Raw genomic sequence first — 17185 nt, 5'->3', positions numbered from 1 at the left:
ACAGACTACGCCGTGGTTGAAACCTGTACAATATTGTTTTTTGGTATAACTTTTAGCGTTCTCGTTCTGACAGGTTGGCCTATTGTTAATCACAGAGCCTGCCCGATACCAAAGATCCCTGCTTATAAAAATAGACTAGTGATCAGGGTAAAACGCCACGCGAGGAAGAAGTCATGCACATATTGCTGACCGGCGGTACTGGTTTGATAGGACGTCAGCTCTGCCGGCTCTGGTTGAGTCAGGGGCATAACCTGACGGTCTGGAGTCGCAAGCCTGCAAAAGTCGCGAAAATCTGTGGCGCCCCGGTGCGTGGCGTTGCCCGGCTCGAAGACATCGGTCAGGATCCGGTCGATGCAATTATCAATCTGGCGGGCGCCCCCATTGCTGATCGACCCTGGACTCACAGGCGCAAAGCTTCGTTGTGGAGCAGCCGGATCACCCTGACTGAAACCCTGCTGGCCTGGCTCGAAAGCCGCGAGCAGAAACCGTCGGTGTTGATTTCCGGTTCTGCAGTCGGTTGGTACGGTGACGGGGGGGAGCGAGAGCTGACCGAGGACTCGCCTCCGGTCAACGAAGATTTCGCCAGTCAGTTGTGCATTGCCTGGGAGGAAACTGCCCAGCGTGCCGAAACCTTGGGGATGCGCGTCATCCTGATTCGCACCGGGTTGGTGTTGTCCGCCGAGGGCGGCTTTTTGTCGCGGTTGTTGCTGCCGTTCAAACTGGGGCTGGGCGGGCCTATCGGCAATGGTCGGCAGTGGATGCCGTGGATCCATATCAACGATCAAATCGCCCTGATTGATTTTCTCCTGCATCAGATTAATGCGCGCGGTCCTTATAATGCCTGCGCGCCGAAACCGGTTCGCAATCGCGAGTTCGCCAAGACGTTGGGCAGTGTGCTGCACCGCCCGGCGTTTATGCCCATGCCGGCCTTCGCGTTGAAGGTGGGCCTGGGCGAGTTGTCGTTGCTGTTGCTGGGAGGGCAGCGAGCCACACCGGTTCGTTTGCTGGCAGCGGGTTTCACTTTCCAGTTCACTGATTTGCGCGCGGCTCTGGACGACCTGTCCAGCCGCCTCTGAAATAGGACGTTGCATGACCGATCACGCGTTGCTTCTGGTCAACCTGGGCTCACCTGCTTCCACCTCGGTGGCGGATGTGCGCAGTTACCTCAATCAATTTTTGATGGACCCGTATGTGATCGACCTGCCTTGGCCGGTGCGACGTTTACTGGTCTCGCTCATCCTGATCAAGCGTCCGGAACAGTCAGCCCATGCCTACGCGTCAATCTGGTGGGAAGAGGGCTCGCCGTTAGTGGTGCTCAGCCGTCGCCTGCAACAGGCCATGACCACGCACTGGGTCCGTGGTCCTGTTGAGTTGGCGATGCGTTATGGTGAGCCGTCCATTGAATCGAAACTGTTGCAGCTGATCGCGCAGGGCCACAAGCGAATCACCCTCGCGCCGCTCTATCCGCAGTTTGCCGACAGCACGGTGACCACGGTAATCGAGGAGGCCAAGCGAGTAGTGCGGGAGAAGAAACTCGATGTGCAGTTATCGATTCTTCAACCGTTTTACGATCAGCCGGAATACCTCGATGCATTGGTGGCCAGCGCCAGACCTTATCTGGAGCAGGGTTTCGATCACCTGTTACTGAGCTTTCATGGCTTGCCGGAGCGGCATCTGAAGAAGCTCAATCCGGGTCACAGTTTCGAAGGCGGCGGCGATTGCTGCGCCGATGCGCCGCCGGAAGTGGTTGCGACCTGTTATCGCGGCCAGTGTTTGCGCACCGCGGCGCAATTTGCCAAGCGCATGGGCTTGCCGGACGGCAAATGGTCAGTGTCGTTTCAATCGCGTCTGGGCCGGGCGAAATGGATCGAACCCTACACTGAAGCGCGTCTTGAAGAACTGGCCAATAGCGGCGTGAAAAAGATTCTGGTGATGTGCCCGGCGTTCGTCGCCGATTGCATCGAGACGCTGGAAGAAATCGGTGATCGCGGGCTGGAGCAGTTCCGCGAGGCGGGAGGGGAGGAGTTGGTGCTGGTGCCTTGCCTCAACGATGACCTGCAGTGGGCTAAGGCGTTGAACACGTTGTGTGAGCGCGCGCCTCTGGCGCTTTAAAAGCATCGCGAGCAAGCTCGCTCCCACAGGTGATTTGTGAACGACACTAATCCAATGTGGGAGCGAGCTTGCTCGCGATAGCTATCTAACTGGCAACAAAGATCTCAAGCCATTACAACAACGGCTCATTCGCCTTCTTGTGCTTCCAGCTGTCATTGCCCGGCAGCAACAGGTTCAGCGCAATCGCCACCACCGCGCACAGCGCGATACCTTTGAGGCCAAAGTCGTCCGGACCCGTGCCGGTGCCGACCAGCATGCCGCCAATCCCGAACACCAGCGTCACCGACACAATCACCAGATTGCGCGCCTCGGCCAGGTCGATCTTGTGGCGAATCAGCGTGTTCATGCCTACGGCCGCGATCGAACCGAACAACAGGCACAGAATTCCGCCCATTACCGGCACCGGAATGCTTTGCAGCAGCGCGCCGAACTTGCCGATAAACGCCAGGCTGATGGCAAAAATCGCCGCCCAGGTCATGATTTTCGGGTTGTAGTTTTTGGTCAGCATCACCGCGCCCGTGACTTCGGCGTAGGTGGTGTTAGGCGGACCGCCAAACAAACCGGCGGCCGTGGTGGCAATGCCATCGCCGAGCAGGGTACGGTGCAAGCCCGGCTTTTTCAGGTAATCGCGGCCGGTCACGCTACCTACGGCAATCACGCCGCCGATGTGCTCGATGGCCGGAGCCAGCGCCACCGGAACGATGAACAGAATCGCCTGCCAGTTGAACTCCGGTGCGGTGAAGTGCGGAATCGCGAACCATGGTGCAGCCGCGATTTTCGCGGTATCGACCACGCCGAAGTAGAACGCCATGGCAAAACCGACCAGCACCCCGGAAATGATCGGCACCAGGCGGAAAATGCCTTTGCCGAACACGGCGACGATCAGCGTCGTCAGCAGTGCGGGCATCGAGATCAGCATCGCCGTTTGGTAATGGATCAGCTCAGTGCCGTCGCCCGCCTTGCCCATCGCCATGTTCGCGGCGATGGGTGCCATGGCCAGGCCGATGGAGATGATCACCGGGCCAATCACCACCGGTGGCAGCAAACGGTCGATGAAACCGGTGCCTTTGATCTTCACCGCCAGGCCGAGGAAGGTGTAGACGAAACCGGCCGCCATCACACCGCCCATGGTCGCCGCGAGGCCGAACTGGCCCTTGGCGAGAATGATCGGGGTGATGAAGGCGAAGCTCGACGCCAGGAACACCGGCACCTGGCGCCCGGTGACGATCTGGAACAGAATCGTCCCCAGACCGGCGGTGAACAGCGCTACGTTCGGGTCGAGGCCGGTAATCAGCGGCATCAACACCAGGGCGCCGAAGGCCACGAACAGCATCTGCGCGCCAGACAGCACCGTGCGCCAGAGCGGATCGTTGAACTCTTGCTGCATGGTCACGCGTCCTTCTGCTTGGTGCCGAAGATCTTGTCACCGGCATCGCCCAAGCCTGGGATGATGTAACCGTGTTCGTTCAGTTTTTCGTCAATGGAGGCGGTGTAGATGGTCACGTCCGGGTGCGCCTTTTCTACAGCGGCGATGCCTTCCGGCGCGGCCACCAGCACCATCGCGCGGATGTCGCGGCAACCGGCCTTTTTCAGCAGGTCAATGGTGGCGACCATGGAACTGCCGGTGGCGAGCATCGGGTCTATGATCATCGCCAGGCGTTCGTTGATTTCCGGGACCAGTTTTTCCAGATACGTGTGGGCCTGCAGCGTTTGTTCGTTACGGGCCACGCCGACGGCGCTGACCTTGGCGCCGGGGATCAGGCTCAGCACGCCTTCCAGCATGCCGATACCGGCGCGCAGGATCGGTACCACGGTGATTTTCTTGCCGGCGATTTTCTCGACCGACACGGTGCCGCACCAGCCTTGGATATCGTAGGTTTCCAGCGGCAGGTCTTTGGTGGCTTCATAGGTCAGCAGGGCGCCGACTTCCTGAGCGAGTTCACGGAAATTCTTGGTACTGATGTCTGCGCGGCGCATCAGGCCAAGTTTATGACGGATCAGCGGATGGCGGATCTCGAGGATGGGCATGGGGAAGGCTCCGGCGGCGGGCAAAAAAACCGGCCTAGGTTAATCTATCCGAGGGTGTTGTCCTATAGACATCAAGTACGTTAGTCCACAAACGCTTGATCTGGCGGTGCGAGATGCGTACCTTTGCCCGCTTTTCCGAAACCGTCCCGCCCCTCACCCCCCTGGAGAGCGCCATGTCCGCTGATCTCGAGCATATCCGTCAAATCATGCGAGAAGCTGACCGCCTGTACAGCGAAGCTGAAGTCGAGGCGGCCATCGCCCGCGTCGGTGCACACATCAACGAACAACTCGCTGACAGCAATCCGGTGGTGTTCTGTGTGATGAACGGCGGCCTGATTTTTGCCGGCAAGCTGCTCACCCATCTGCACTTCCCGCTGGAAGCGTCCTACCTGCACGCCACCCGTTATCGCAACGAAACCAGCGGCGGCGATCTGTTCTGGAAAGCCAAGCCTGAAGTTTCGTTCATCGACCGTGACGTGCTGATCATCGACGACATCCTCGACGAAGGTCACACCCTGGGCGCGATCATCGACTTCTGCAAACACGCCGGCGCGCGCAAAGTGCACACCGCCGTGCTGATCGACAAGGACCACGACCGCAAGGCTCGCCCGGACCTGAAAGCCGATTTCGTCGGCCTGCCGTGCATCGACCGTTATATCTTCGGTTACGGCATGGACTACAAAGGCTACTGGCGTAACGCCAACGGAATTTTTGCCGTTAAAGGCATGTAAGAACATGGCCGCGCCGAGCTTTCTTGATCAAACCCTGTTCGATGAATTGGCCGAGAAAGCGGCAGCCAATCCTCGCGGGCGTCAGCATCACAACTTTCATCAGATGGACGACGCCTGCCATCGCATGGTGGTTGGCTTGCAGCCCAACACCTATGTCCCGCCTCACCGGCACATGGGGGAAAACAAGGCTGAAACCTTGTTGGTCCTCAAAGGGCGGCTGGGTGTGTTGATCTTCGATGAGTCTGGCGGGGTACTGAGCAAACACATCCTGCAGGCCGGTGGCGCCTGTCTCGGCGTGGACCTGCCAGCCGGTGTGTTCCATAGCCTGGTGGTACTGGAAGCGGACAGCCTGATGTTCGAGTGCAAGGCCGGCCCTTATCGCCCAGTCGGTGAAGGTGAGCTTGCTCACTGGGCGCCGCGCGAAGGCGAGCCGGGTGTGGCTGAATATCAGAGGTGGATGCGCGCGCAGTTCACCTGAAGCGCGCTCAATTTTCCCCGGCCAGCCAACGTTCGCTTTTGCGACGAGCCTGTTCCAGGTTGTTCACGTAGGCCAACTGACGCTGCTCCCGATGGATGCCCGCGCGTCTGAGCTTCAGGCGCACCCGTGGGGCGGTCGCCACCAGAATCAGGCCAATGCCGTCCTTGCGGTAATCCCTCAGGATATTGTCGAAGGCCGCCAGCGCCGTCATGTCCAGCATGGGCACGGCGCTCATCTCGACGATCACCACTTTGACCTCTGGGCTGAACTTGCGTAGCACCCCCAAGGCTTTTTCGGCCGCGCCGAAAAACAGCGGCCCGCGTATCGCATAGCAACGAACATGCGCCGGCATGTCCTGCAAGGCTTGATGGTAGGCGCGCGGCAGTTCGGCGGTGTCCGTAAGATCACTCATGCGCTTGATAAATAACCCGGCGGCCAGCAGCAGGCCGACGGCGACGGCCATCACCATGTCGAACAACACCGTCAGGCTCAGGCAGGTCGCAAAACCAGCACATCGCTGCGGGGCGCGATGCGCAAGGTATGCAGCACGTGCCGGGCTTCGCTCATGTTCCATGCCACCATGATTAGCAATGCGGCCAATGCAGCCATCGGCAGGTAGCTGAAAAGCGGTGCGAGGACGAGTATCGCCATCAGCACCACCGCGCTGTGAATAATGGCCGCCAAAGGCGAAAATGCTCCGCTGCGCACGTTGGTGGCACTACGAGCAATTGCCGCCGTAGCGGTAATACCGCCGAACAACGGTGCGATCAGGTTGCCCAGGCCCTGGCCCAGCAGTTCTGCGTTGGGGTCGTGTTTACTGCCGGTCATGCCATCCGCCACCACCGCACACAACAAGGATTCAATGGCGCCGAGCATGGCAATGGCGAACGCCGGCGCCATTAATTGACGGATCAAGTCGTAAGACAGGTGCAGCGGCTGGCCGCCGGGACCGGGTAGATTCCATGGCCAATCGAAGCTTGGCAGGAACGGCGGAATGCCGGGATGGCTGACGCCCTCGACCATATAGCTGAAACGCTCACCCAATGTCGCCACCGCTAGCCCACCGTGCTCCAGCGCCAACCCCAGGAGCGCGCCGATGGTCAGCGCCACCAGATGCCCCGGAATCCTCGGCACCCACCGTGGCCAGACAATCAGAATAGCCAGGCATACGATGCCGATAATCCCGTCCCCCAGCCGAGCGCTGGGCAACGCCAGAATCAGTACACCCAGCTGTTCGATGTAGTGTTCTGCCTGGCCGGCGGTGCTCAGGCCCAACAAGTCCTTCAATTGCAGGGTGGCAATGACAATGCCGATCCCGGCGGTAAAGCCCAGGGTGACCGGATACGGAATGTACTGAATCAACCGCCCGGCTCGAATGAGCCCCAGGGCAATGAGGATGACGCCGGCAAGCATGGTGCAGAGCAGCAGGCCGCCCAGGCCATATTGTTGGGTGATGGGCAGCAGAATGACCACGAACGCGGCGGTCGGCCCACTGACATTGAAACGCGAACCACCTGTCAGGGCGATCAGGGGCGCGGCGATCAGTACCGTATACAACCCTTGCTGGGGCGGTACACCTACGGCAATCGCCAGGGCCATGGCCAGCGGGATGGCGATAATCCCTACCGTCACCCCGGCACTAATGTCGCCGCGTAAGCGTCTGAGGGTGTAGCCGGCACGCCAGGTCTGACGCCAGGCGGCGAACAACGGGGGAACGGAGAACGACATGAGCACTCCACGATAGACGGCGCGCCGTTGAACGATGGCTGAAAGCTCTTCCAGTATGGCCAGCCGCGCACTGCGAAGTATTGACCCATATCGCTAATTCGCGCGGTTGATCCTCATGCTAGAGTGCTCGGCTTCGCCCTGGGAGCCTGTCATGAGCCTTTTGATCCGCAGCTGCGCCGCCCTGTTGCTGGCGCTCAGCCTACCCTTGGCCGCCGCTCCAGCGCCTATGCACGCACAGTTCCTGCCTCCGGACGACCTGACCCTGCGTGACGCCGAACCCGAGCAACAACAACTGTTGCAGGTCACTGACTATTCGGTGGTGGTGGGCAGTCAGCGCCAGTCCACCCAACAGCCGATTCCGGTTACGTCTCCGGTGCTTATCCGTCTCAAGGGAAAATCCTTGAACAAGGGTGCAACCATCAGCCAGGTACTGGTCAACTTCGATGGCGAAAGCAAAAGCCTGAAAAAGCCGATCTACGACGACAAGAGCAAAACCCTGACGCTTTATTACCCGCTGGCCCAATACCGGGTGGTCATCGACCTGCTGCGCAACGACACGGTGTATTGCCAGTTCCTCAGCTACGCCAACGGGCATGTCTGGGCCGATCTGCACACAGGCAGCGTTCGTTCGCGTTGAGCCCGGCGGCAAGGGAGGGGTAAACTGCCCGCCCCGTGAAATGTCTGCGAGCTGGAGTCGGCAATGCGTAAAGATAAGAAGCAAGTGATTGGTGACGAGATCGGCGATGAGCAGATCAAACTGTTCCTCGATTTTGAACCGGTCGATGCCACTTCACCGTCGCTGCACAAATTGATCAAGGCCTATCGCGGTCTGCGTATCGATGATTTCGAGCGTTTTCTGACGTTCTTCGTGGAAGCCGGTTTTGACCTGAACGGCAAGGATGAGCACGGCAATGATTTCGTCGCGGTGATCAAGGATCAGCGTAACGCGGCCGAGTACATTGAGCTGATCGCCAAGGCTCGCGGTTAATCCTTGCCTGTAGGAGCCAGGCTTGCTGGCGAAGGCATCCGTGAGATCGCTTTCACCGGCAAGCCTGGCTCCTGCAGAAGGCACAAAAAAAACGCCCCGCACTCAATGAGAACGGGGCGTTTTTTTTGCGACCGAATCAAGCGTAGCTTTCGGTCTCGTTGCTGGCTTCAACCAGCTCCAATGCGATGTTGTTGTGCGCATTGATCTTGCGATACAGCGCCGCGTCGGTTTCCAGAACCTTTTCCCGAGCCGGGAAGATTTCCGCCAGTTTGGCAGCCCACTCGCCGGATGCCTTGCTCGGGAAGCATTTTTCGATCAGTTCCAGCATGATCGAAACGGTGACCGAAGCGCCTGGCGAAGCACCCAGCAGGGCGGCGAGGGAGCCGTCCTTGGCCGCGACCAGTTCGGTACCGAACTGCAGAACACCGCCTTTTTTCGGGTCTTTCTTGATGATCTGCACCCGTTGGCCAGCCACTTCCAGGCGCCAGTCTTCGGCTTTCGCTTCTGGGTAGAAGCGGCGCAGCGAATCCAGGCGTTGCTCCATCGACTGCATCACTTCGCTGACCAGGTACTTGGTCAGGTCCATGTTGTTTTTCGCCACGGCCAGCATCGGGCCGATGTTGCCGGCGCGAACCGACATCGGCAGGTCCATGAAAGAGCCGTGCTTGAGGAACTTGGTGGTGAAACCGGCATAAGGTCCGAACAGCAGGGACTTCTTGCCATCGACCACACGGGTGTCCAGGTGCGGCACCGACATCGGTGGCGAGCCCACGGCCGCCTGGCTGTAGACCTTGGCCTGGTGGTGCTTGACCACTTCCGGGTTATCGCAACGCAGCCATTGGCCGCTGATCGGGAAACCGCCGAAGCCTTTGCTTTCTTCGATGCCCGACGCCTGCAACAGCGGCAAAGCCGCGCCGCCAGCGCCGAGGAAAACGAACTTGGCGTCGACTTCACGGGTGTTGCCGCTGTTGACGTCCTTGATGCTGACGGTCCAGCCGCCGTTGTTACGCTTCAGGCCAGTCACACGCTTGCAGTACTTGACCTGGGCATCAGGTGCGCTGGTCAGGTGCTTGAGCAGTTGATTGGTCAGGGCGCCAAAGTTGACGTCGGTGCCGTTCATCACGCGGGTCGCCGCGACGACTTCGTCGGCTGGACGGCCTGGCATCATCAGCGGCATCCACTCGGCCATGGTGGCCTTGTCTTCGGTGTATTCCATGTCCGAGAAGGCGTGGTGCTTGCTCAGCGTCTTGAAGCGTTCCTTGAGAAAGGACACGCCACTGTCGCTCTGCACGAAGCTCAGGTGCGGCACCGGACTGATGAACGTCTTGCACGAGCCGAAGGTGCCTTTTTTGGTCAGGTACGACCAGAACTGCTTCGACACCTCAAATTGGGTGTTGATGTGCACGGCTTTCTTGATGTCGACGGTGCCGTCGGCGGCCTGCGGTGTGTAGTTGAGCTCACACAGCCCGGCGTGACCGGTACCGGCGTTGTTCCACGGGTTCGAGCTTTCCGCGGCACCGGAATCCATCAACTCGACGACTTCCAGCTTGATCGCGGGGTCGAGCTCTTTGAGCAGTACAGCGAGGGTGGCACTCATGATGCCGGCCCCAACCAGTACTACGTCGACTGCTTCGTTATGCGCCATTTAACGCGTCTCCAAAATCTGCAGCACCAAATTGTCGGCATGGCTGCCAGGAGTGACGGGGCGTGTCAGTGAGGCCCCAGGTACCCATGGCAGTATCGCCATGTCCGAATCTTCGCAATTTTTCGCAACTTCGACGGATGCTACCGGCCGGGTTAATGAGCCCTATGAACTCATTTCAACACGCGTCTGGCAATTCGACTTATGGTCGAGACATCCGTTTGTGCAACCAAATCCGTAGCGGACAGGCTTCAGGCTCCGGTGTTCGATGAATACTCGGTCCTGTGTCGTTGGGCTGTTTCAGACGCTAATGGTGCATGTTCAGACGCAAAACTATTCATTTGCTCGCCACACTCTTGTGAAGTTGTGAAAACCCGTTTTTTTCACGCTCTTTTGAAGACGTGAACCTCAAAAAAGGGCTGTCCAGCCTGGCACCGGGCCCGGATGGATTGCCGTCATGGAATGCATGACAGGCAAAACGGGCAAACAGCTCAGTGACCGAGCGTAATGACAGCTCTGCAGATTCGCGAAAAGTGGGGGTTTTGCTCAAGGAACAGCAAGCGCGCCAGCTTCACTCGATCTGTGTGGGCGGCTCTCTGTGGGCGGTGCGGGGTGTCAATACCAAGGCATTGACGATGCTGCGAGGCCCGATCAGGAGACGTCCTTATAATCGGGGGGAGATTGTATCTAAGAAACGCAGGGAAATGGACGTGTTTAATGACTTTTATTAGACGTCTGGTCAGGTGGTCAACAGAGGTTGCACCCGCGCACGCGGCTGGCGCTGGCTGACACGGGCACTTGGGGGCAGGGGATGGTGCAGCCAGTTGAGGCTGATTTCTTCGATTTCGACCCAGCCATCGCCCATTGGCTGGAGGCTGCACTGCTTGAATGCCTGGCACAGACCATTGCGGTCGAGCAGGGCAAAGCTGCGATGCAGCGGGCGTGGCGCGAACAGTGAGATGAGGTGGCGCATGGCAAAGTACCGTGTAGGGGAACTGTTCTATAGGTTGCCCGTGAGCCGTGACGTGTTTGTGTGAGTTCGGTGACAGAGGTGTGACAGGATCCGCGGTCTGAAGGGTTTGTCAGATATTTCAGTAATCACTGCTAGAAACCTATTTGCGAGACCGAACACTGGTTCGCAACGATGGCCCACCGTTATACTGCCAGCCTGTTTTTGCCTGATTCTGGAGAGAAGCGCATGTTGCAACGCCTGTTGTTCGGTTTGATCACTGTGACCAGCTTGACCCTGGTCGGCTGCGCCAACAGCCCGCAACAACTGAGTCCGGAACCGAAGCTGACCACTCAGCTCGCGCCAGTGGGCCATGGTCAGCAAGTCGTGGTGCGCGTAGTGGATGGTCGTCCGTCGCCAACCCTGGGAACGCGTGGTGGTCTGTATCCGGAGACCAGTGCGATTACGGTGCAGGGCGCGCAGATTCTGCCGAAGTTGCAGGCTCAGGCCGAAGCGGCCGTGCGTTTGCTGGGTTTTACCCCGGTCCCCAATGGCATGAATGTACCGCAGTTGACCGTGACCCTGGCCGAGCTGAAGTATCAGTCGCCTAAAGAAGGCATGTATGTGACTGAGGCGACCATTGGCGCGACGTTCCGCTCCGATGTGCAGAATGCCAATCATCGTTACAGCGGTCGTTATGGTTCGTCCCTGGATCAGCGTTTTGGTATGGCGCCGAATCAGGAAACCAACACCAAGCTGGTCAGCGATGTGTTGAGCGATGCATTGACGCGTCTGTTCAAGGACCCGACTGTGGGTCAGATGCTCGGCGAATAAATCGCTGGATTCAAAAAAGCCCGGTGCCAGCAATGGCCCCGGGCTTTTTTATGCCTGCCGATTTTTCGAATCACCCGATCCCCTGTAGGAGCGAGCTTGCTCGCGATGGTGTGTCAGCTACATTGATGTCGACTGACACACCATCGCGAGCAAGCTCGCTCCTACACAGGGGGGGCTGCGTTGCTCAGGCGGCTTGCGAATAGAAATCCAGTACGCTCACGCCTGTCAGCAAATCCGTCTCCGGTAAATCCGCATGTGGATGCCCACTCAGCGCGCAATAGACCAGCCAGTGCCGATCCTGAACGTTGAAGGCAAGGCTTCCGACGAGGTTTTGTTGTTCGTCGCTTTGGGCGATGAGGTAGAGGCGATCCTGATTTTCGGCGTGCAGCATGACGGGCTCCTTGTCGATTTCGAGGGGCGTCAGACTGACGTATTCAGATGACGAAGCCGTGACGCAGGGCAGCAATCTGCCAAATGGTTCGTTATTTGTCGTAAAGCGCAGGGCAAGAGGGAAGGCTTTCGGTAGAATCCGCGCCGCGGTCGTCGGTCCGGCGTCTGCCACACCTGTTTTGCTTGAGGTCCGCGATGTCGCTGCATTTGATGACGCTGTTTACCGCCCACCCTGCCAAATTGATCAACCTGCTGGCATTGCTGCTTGCGTTCCCGGGGAGTTGGTTGCTGCACGCCACCCGTCGCCGCGAACAGCGTGCGCTGGCCAGTCTGGACGCGCAAATCCAGAGCCGTCGCATCGATGAGCCCACATTGATGCTGGACGGTGCGACCTTGCGCATGAATCGGTTTTTCTATCGATTCGGCTTTGCTTGCCTGGGTGTGGCGTTGCTGGTGTCGTGGATCAGTACGCGGGTCTGAGTTTTTAAGATCAAAAGATCTGGAATGAAAAACGGCGCCCGAAGGCGCCGTTGTCGTATTCAGGCCAAAAACTTTACAGCGGCAATCCCGCTTTCACGCGGTACTGATTGCGTACCGGCATCGCATATTGCAGCACCAGGAATGGACGATGTTCCTCGGGGCAAGCCTCCAGACGTTGCTGCCATTGCTCCTGGGCCTTGGCCAGTTCGTCGGCCGGGAACACCTCGGCGGCTTTTGGAACCTGCAATTGCGGGTCGGCATCCTTCCATTGCGCGTAGGCCAGGTAGTGCACCGGGAACAGGCGGTAACCGCCGAGGATCTGCCGGTCCATCTCGATCGCCAACAGCTTGGTATCTTCGAACAACTCGGTGATCGGCGAGGCGAAGTTCACGTGAACGCGGCCCTTGTAACCGGTGATGCCCTTGGCAATGCTCGCGTCATCCTCACCCGGCACTTTGGTGTAGCTGCCGGTGGTTGCGCGGATGAACAGTTCGCGGGCCTTGGCCTGGTCGCACGGGTCGTATTCGTAGCTGATCGACACCGGGGTGACGTTCAGCGAGCGGATGACTTCGCCGAACGGCTCGTCCTTGCGGCTCATGTGGAACATTTTGAGGATGGCCGACTCGGTGCGGTCGTCGCCGTCCTTGGCCCGGCCTTCGGCCTGGGCGATCCAGATCGATGCGCAATCGTGGCGGATCGAGTGGTTGATGTAAGCCGACAGCAGCTGATACGCCGCCATTTTCTCGCGGCGACCGCTGATCGAACGGTGCACGATGAAACTCTTGTTCAAGCGCATCAGGTCGCTGACGAAGGGTTTTTGCAGCAGGTTGTCGCCGATCGCGATGCGCGGTGTCGGCAGGCCGGCGTGGTACACGGCGTAGTTGACGAAGGCCGGGTCCATCACGATGTCGCGGTGGTTGGCGATGAACAGATAGGCGCTGCCAGACTTGAACTGCTCGACGCCGGTGTACGTCACACCGTCCGTGGCCCGCTCGATGGTGTGGTCGACATACATCTCGACTTTGTCCTGCAACGTGGCCACTGATGTGACATCAGCGAACTCGCGGCGCAGCCGATGAGCTATAAGAGGTTTGAGCATCCAGCCGAATGCACCGGCAAAACGCGGGAAGCGGAAGTGGGTGAGGATATCTAGAAACGCCTTGTCGCCGAGCAGCCTTTCCAGCACCGCTGGGACTTCGCTGTCGTCGTAAGGTCGGATGGCATCGAATTCGCCCATCATGCTCTCTTGTTAGAAACGGCTAGGGTAAGTAAAGGTTTTGATCGAAAACCCGCGGGGCACGGTCTGAAAAAGTAGCCAGACAAAAATAGCCCTGCAAATAGACCGGCGATTATACGCACAAGTCACCTGGGAGACCGCGATGCTGGAAACTGCGCAGTATGAATGTCCGTATTGTGGTGAGGAGGTTGAGACGACCGTGGATCTGTCCGCGGGGGATCAGACCTATATTGAAGACTGCCAGGTGTGCTGCCGGCCGATCACCTTTGTTTTACAGGTTCATGGCGAGGAATGGCATCTCGAAGTTTTTAGTGAAAACGAATGAGAGGGGCACCCCGATGCAGCGAATCTACGAGCCGGAAAACCTGATGGAAGGTGAGTTGCTGCAACGCATGTTGGCCAGCGAAGGCATCGAGGCGCATCTGGTGGGGCGCGATTTACTCGGTGGCACCGGCGAATTGCCAATCTTCGGCCTTTTGGGATTGTCGGTGGATAATGACCAGGCGCAATACGCCCGGGAGTTGATCACCGCGTACAATGCCGCGCTGCCGCTGCCCGGCGATGAACCGGAGAGCTTCCCAGGCACGCTGGTCTGTTAGGCTGGCGTTCGTTTTATCAAGAGTCGTGCTGCCCCATGTGTGGACGTTATGCCCTGTTTCGCTGGAACCCCGCCTTCGCGGCCCTGCCTGGCTTTCCCGCCGATCAGCAGGCCCAGTGGAATATTTCCCCAAACGATTCGGTGTTAATGCTGCGGGCAGGCGTCGATGGTCAGCGTGAGTTGGCACGAGCACGCTGGGGGTTGACGCCGCCGTGGCTGACCGATCTGTCCCGTACGCCGGCCCATGCCCGGGCCGAAACCGTAGCCGAGCAACCGATGTTCCGCCAGGCCTTGCGCGAACGCCGTTGCCTGCTGCCGGCCAATGGTTTTTACGAATGGCGCGGCACCACACGCAAGCGCCCGTATTGGCTGACGCCGGGGGAGGGCTCGGCGCTGTTTTTTGCGGCGATTTGGGAGGCTTATCCGGTGCAGGAGCAGGTGTGGTTGAGTACAGCGGTGATCACCCAGCCGGCGGCCAGTCAGCGTCGACCGTTGATTCTTGATGAGGCCGGGCAGGCGGCGTGGCTCGATCCGCAGACGCCGTTGCATGTGTTGCAGGGGGTGCTTGCCAGTGAACCCGCGGCATTGCGTGAGCGGGTGTTGGCCAATTTGGTGAATGATCCGAAGTTGAATGCACCGGAGTGTCTGACCCCGGGTTAAGTGGGCGCCTGTACTGCCGCCATCGCGAGCAAGCTCGCTCCCACAGGGATTTTGTGAACGCCACAGATCCAATGTGGGAGCGAGCTTGCTCGCGATAAGGTCCGCAGGACCTTCCGGCAATCTTTAGACCTTGAACTGATTGATCAACCGCCGCTGCTGCTCCGCCAATTTGGTCAGGCCTGCACTCGCCGCACTCGATTCATCCGCCCCGCCGGCCACTTCATTGGCCACTTGCCCGATGTTGATCACGTTGCGGTTGATGTCATCCGCCACGGCGCTCTGCTCTTCGGCCGCACTGGCGATCTGCGTGTTCATGTCGTTGATCACCGATACCGCCTGCGTAATGGTCTCCAGCGCTTCGGCCGCTTTCGCCGCATGCTGCACGCTTTCGTCGGTGCGGTTCTGGCTGTCTTCCATCACCCGCACAACGTCACGTGTGCCTTGTTGCAGTTGCTGGATCATGGTCTGAATTTCTTCAGTGGCCTTTTGAGTCTTCTGCGCCAGGTTGCGCACCTCGTCTGCCACTACCGCAAAACCACGGCCCTGTTCGCCAGCCCGGGCCGCTTCGATGGCCGCGTTCAAGGCCAGCAGGTTGGTCTGCTCGGCGATCCCGCGAATAGCGGTGAGGATCGCGTTGATGTTCTCGCTGTCCTTGGCCAGGGTCTGCACCACACCGACAGCCTTGCCGATTTCAATCGCCAGCACGCCAATCGAGTTCGACGTGTCCCGGACGATCTGCATGCCCTGCGCTGCGGCCTGATCGGCATGGCTGGCGGCTTGCGCCGCCTGGGTTGCGCTGCGGCCTGATCGGCATGGCTGGCGGCTTGCGCCGCCTGGGTTGCGTTGCGCGCCACATCCTGGGCCGTGGCGGTCATTTCGTGCACCGCCGTGGCGACTTGATCGATCTCGGCCATTTGCTTCTGCACGCCGATGTTGGTGCGGATGGCAATGTCGGCTGTGTGTTCCGATGAATCGCTGACGCTCTGCACCGAGGTCACCACCTGAGTGATCATTGCCTGCAACTTGGCCAGGAAGGTGTTGAAGCCTTTGGCGATCGAACCCAATTCGTCAGCGCGATCGCTAGTCAGGCGGCGTGTCAGGTCGCCTTCACCTTTGGCAATGTCATCGAGCATGGCGACCATTTGCTTGAGTGGCCGGGCAATGCCGTGGCCCACCAGCCAGATCACCAGCAAGCCAATACCCGCGATCAATAGACCGACCATGGCCATGCCGAAGGTGTCGGACTTGCGCTGGGTGTTCAGGTCGCCTTGAAGTTTTTGCAGGTCCGCCATCACCGCATTCAGCGGCAGTTGCAGCATCAGGGTCCAACGAGCGTCGGTCTGTCCGATGCCGAACGGCAAGTACAACTCGATCCGGCCCTGGGCCTTGTCAACGGTGTAGGTCACTTCGCCGCGCTTGAGATTGGCCATGTTGGCGATCTGCTGGCTGTCGAGGATGTCGCTGACTTTCTCACCGAATTTGCTCGGATCCTTGGTGTAGGCGACGATCCGGCCATTACCGCCGATCAGCGCCATCACACCGGAGCCGCTGTAGAGTTTCTGATTCGCGCCCAGCAGCATTTCCTGGATGAAGTTCACCGAGAGGTCGGCGCCGACGATGCCCTGGAAGGTGCCGTTGAGCATGATCGGTTCAATAAAGGACGCGAGCATGACGATCTTGTCGCCGACCTTGTAGGGCGCCGGATCGATTACGCAGGATTTCCTGGTTTCTTTCGAGCACAGGTAATACTCGCTGGCGCGCACGCCGGTGGACAGGGTTTTCTGGTCGTCGACATCCACCAGTTTGTCCAGACCCAGGCTGCCATCTTCGTTACGGAACCACCACGGCAGGAAACGCCCGTTGCTGGCGTCGATGCCGACCACTTTGGTGTCGACGTACGCTGCATCGTTGTGGTCGAGGGCGTTTTTCTCCCAGCCGATGTACGTGCCGAGAATTTTCGGGTTCTTGGCGACGTTTTCCTTGATCAGGTTGATCAACTGCTCCCGGCTGAGGTTCAGCTGCGGCTGGCCATCGGCGCCCGGTGTGCCGATCAGCGTATTGACCCGCACCAGTGCGCCGGCAATCAGCAGAGGCGCTTCGAGCTCGCGCTGGATCTGGCTGACCTGGGTTTGCGCAAGCGACGTCAGGCGCTGCTCGATGACTTGCTCGAATTGCGCCTGGGTCCGTTCCTGGACCATGTCTTGAGTCCTTGCGCCGGAAAACAGCGCGTAAAGCACCAGCGCGGCCACGACGCTAAGAACGATGGCGCCGGCGAGGGCTGCCACGGAAAACTGGATCGACTTGAATTTCATGGGTGCTCCGCACGCAAG

18 protein-coding genes and 2 pseudogenes are annotated in these 17185 nt (G+C 59.2%); 11 read left to right on the top strand and 9 right to left on the bottom strand.

The annotated features are described in order from the left end of the window. The first annotated feature begins 173 nt into the window (after positions 1 to 173). Together AC1MDT_RS17440 and hemH are read left to right on the top strand one after the other, a co-directional pair. Entirely contained in the window at positions 174 to 1076 is a 903-nt protein-coding gene (locus AC1MDT_RS17440; protein WP_480418268.1) for a TIGR01777 family oxidoreductase, read from the top strand. Positions 1077 to 1089: 13 nt separating this feature from the next. Beyond that, positions 1090 to 2112, top strand: a complete 1023-nt coding sequence (gene hemH / locus AC1MDT_RS17435; RefSeq protein WP_480418267.1) for a ferrochelatase — start codon at positions 1090 to 1092, stop codon at positions 2110 to 2112. 112 nt (positions 2113 to 2224) lie between these two features. On the opposite strand, the gene AC1MDT_RS17430 is transcribed toward hemH, so the two are convergent. Both AC1MDT_RS17430 and upp read right to left on the bottom strand, forming a co-directional pair. Continuing rightward, positions 2225 to 3499 carry a uracil-xanthine permease family protein gene (locus AC1MDT_RS17430; RefSeq protein ID WP_480418266.1) on the bottom strand — a complete coding sequence of 425 codons (1275 nt, stop codon included), beginning with the start codon at positions 3497 to 3499 and terminating at the stop codon, positions 2225 to 2227. Between the two features lie 2 nt (positions 3500 to 3501). Further along, positions 3502 to 4140 carry a uracil phosphoribosyltransferase gene (upp, locus tag AC1MDT_RS17425; protein WP_480418265.1) on the bottom strand — a complete coding sequence of 213 codons (639 nt, stop codon included), beginning with the start codon at positions 4138 to 4140 and terminating at the stop codon, positions 3502 to 3504. A gap of 173 nt (positions 4141 to 4313) precedes the next feature. Between upp and AC1MDT_RS17420 the strand changes: the two genes are divergently transcribed. After that, on the top strand, positions 4314 to 4871 hold the full coding sequence (locus AC1MDT_RS17420) for a hypoxanthine-guanine phosphoribosyltransferase (RefSeq protein WP_480418264.1): 558 nt from the start codon (positions 4314 to 4316) through the stop codon (positions 4869 to 4871). Positions 4872 to 4875: 4 nt separating this feature from the next. Next, entirely contained in the window at positions 4876 to 5349 is a 474-nt protein-coding gene (locus AC1MDT_RS17415) for a WbuC family cupin fold metalloprotein (RefSeq protein ID WP_480418263.1), read from the top strand. 7 nt (positions 5350 to 5356) lie between these two features. On the opposite strand, the pseudogene dauA reads toward AC1MDT_RS17415, so the two are convergent. Beyond that, a pseudogene (gene dauA, locus AC1MDT_RS17410) lies at positions 5357 to 7077 on the bottom strand (C4-dicarboxylic acid transporter DauA). A 151-nt stretch (positions 7078 to 7228) separates the two neighbouring features. Between dauA and AC1MDT_RS17405 the strand changes: the two are divergent. Together AC1MDT_RS17405 and AC1MDT_RS17400 are read left to right on the top strand one after the other, a co-directional pair. Next, positions 7229 to 7714 (top strand): hypothetical protein, encoded by a 486-nt coding sequence (locus tag AC1MDT_RS17405; protein ID WP_480418262.1) that lies wholly within the window; start codon positions 7229 to 7231, stop codon positions 7712 to 7714. A 63-nt stretch (positions 7715 to 7777) separates the two neighbouring features. Continuing rightward, positions 7778 to 8065 (top strand): PA4642 family protein, encoded by a 288-nt coding sequence (locus tag AC1MDT_RS17400; RefSeq protein ID WP_480418261.1) that lies wholly within the window; start codon positions 7778 to 7780, stop codon positions 8063 to 8065. 136 nt (positions 8066 to 8201) lie between these two features. On the opposite strand, the gene mqo is transcribed toward AC1MDT_RS17400, so the two are convergent. Then, positions 8202 to 9710, bottom strand: coding sequence for a malate dehydrogenase (quinone) (mqo, locus tag AC1MDT_RS17395; RefSeq protein WP_480418260.1), 1509 nt, complete (start codon positions 9708 to 9710; stop codon positions 8202 to 8204). A gap of 736 nt (positions 9711 to 10446) precedes the next feature. Then, positions 10447 to 10680, bottom strand: a complete 234-nt coding sequence (locus AC1MDT_RS17390; RefSeq protein ID WP_480418259.1) for a hypothetical protein — start codon at positions 10678 to 10680, stop codon at positions 10447 to 10449. 225 nt (positions 10681 to 10905) lie between these two features. Here AC1MDT_RS17390 and AC1MDT_RS17385 point away from each other — a divergent pair, with 225 nt between their 5' ends. Then, a complete protein-coding gene (locus AC1MDT_RS17385; protein ID WP_480418258.1) occupies positions 10906 to 11490 on the top strand; it encodes a YajG family lipoprotein in 585 nt (194 codons plus the stop codon). A gap of 184 nt (positions 11491 to 11674) precedes the next feature. Here AC1MDT_RS17385 and AC1MDT_RS17380 read toward each other — a convergent pair whose 3' ends face one another. Next, positions 11675 to 11881: a hypothetical protein gene (locus tag AC1MDT_RS17380; protein ID WP_480422817.1), complete on the bottom strand. Its 207-nt coding sequence runs from the start codon at positions 11879 to 11881 to the stop codon at positions 11675 to 11677. 194 nt (positions 11882 to 12075) lie between these two features. Between AC1MDT_RS17380 and AC1MDT_RS17375 the strand changes: the two genes are divergently transcribed. After that, the gene (locus AC1MDT_RS17375) at positions 12076 to 12360 is read left to right on the top strand and encodes a hypothetical protein (protein ID WP_480418257.1); all 285 of its coding nucleotides are present in this window, start codon (positions 12076 to 12078) and stop codon (positions 12358 to 12360) included. A gap of 73 nt (positions 12361 to 12433) precedes the next feature. Here the strand turns inward: AC1MDT_RS17375 and AC1MDT_RS17370 are convergent, their stop codons facing one another. Further along, a complete protein-coding gene (locus AC1MDT_RS17370) occupies positions 12434 to 13597 on the bottom strand; it encodes a 1-acyl-sn-glycerol-3-phosphate acyltransferase (protein ID WP_480422816.1) in 1164 nt (387 codons plus the stop codon). A 142-nt stretch (positions 13598 to 13739) separates the two neighbouring features. On the opposite strand from AC1MDT_RS17370, the gene AC1MDT_RS17365 reads away from it, so the two are divergent. From AC1MDT_RS17365 to AC1MDT_RS17355, 3 genes are read left to right on the top strand one after another with little or no spacing between them, the layout of a single operon-like run. After that, positions 13740 to 13922, top strand: a complete 183-nt coding sequence (locus tag AC1MDT_RS17365) for a CPXCG motif-containing cysteine-rich protein (RefSeq protein ID WP_480418256.1) — start codon at positions 13740 to 13742, stop codon at positions 13920 to 13922. Positions 13923 to 13935: 13 nt separating this feature from the next. Then, positions 13936 to 14196: a putative signal transducing protein gene (locus tag AC1MDT_RS17360; RefSeq protein ID WP_480418255.1), complete on the top strand. Its 261-nt coding sequence runs from the start codon at positions 13936 to 13938 to the stop codon at positions 14194 to 14196. A 35-nt stretch (positions 14197 to 14231) separates the two neighbouring features. Then, on the top strand, positions 14232 to 14855 hold the full coding sequence (locus tag AC1MDT_RS17355; RefSeq protein WP_480418254.1) for an SOS response-associated peptidase: 624 nt from the start codon (positions 14232 to 14234) through the stop codon (positions 14853 to 14855). Positions 14856 to 14978: 123 nt separating this feature from the next. Here the strand turns inward: AC1MDT_RS17355 and AC1MDT_RS17350 are convergent, their stop codons facing one another. Both AC1MDT_RS17350 and AC1MDT_RS17345 read right to left on the bottom strand, forming a co-directional pair. Then, positions 14979 to 15596, bottom strand: coding sequence for a methyl-accepting chemotaxis protein (locus AC1MDT_RS17350; protein ID WP_480418253.1), 618 nt, complete (start codon positions 15594 to 15596; stop codon positions 14979 to 14981). Positions 15597 to 15928: 332 nt separating this feature from the next. After that, positions 15929 to 15988: pseudogene (locus tag AC1MDT_RS17345) on the bottom strand (hypothetical protein); the annotation flags it as partial. Positions 15989 to 17185: the final 1197 nt, after the last annotated feature.

This window comes from Pseudomonas sp. ASL7, from assembly GCF_056680375.1.
This window is presented reverse-complemented; position numbering and strand designations above follow the sequence as displayed.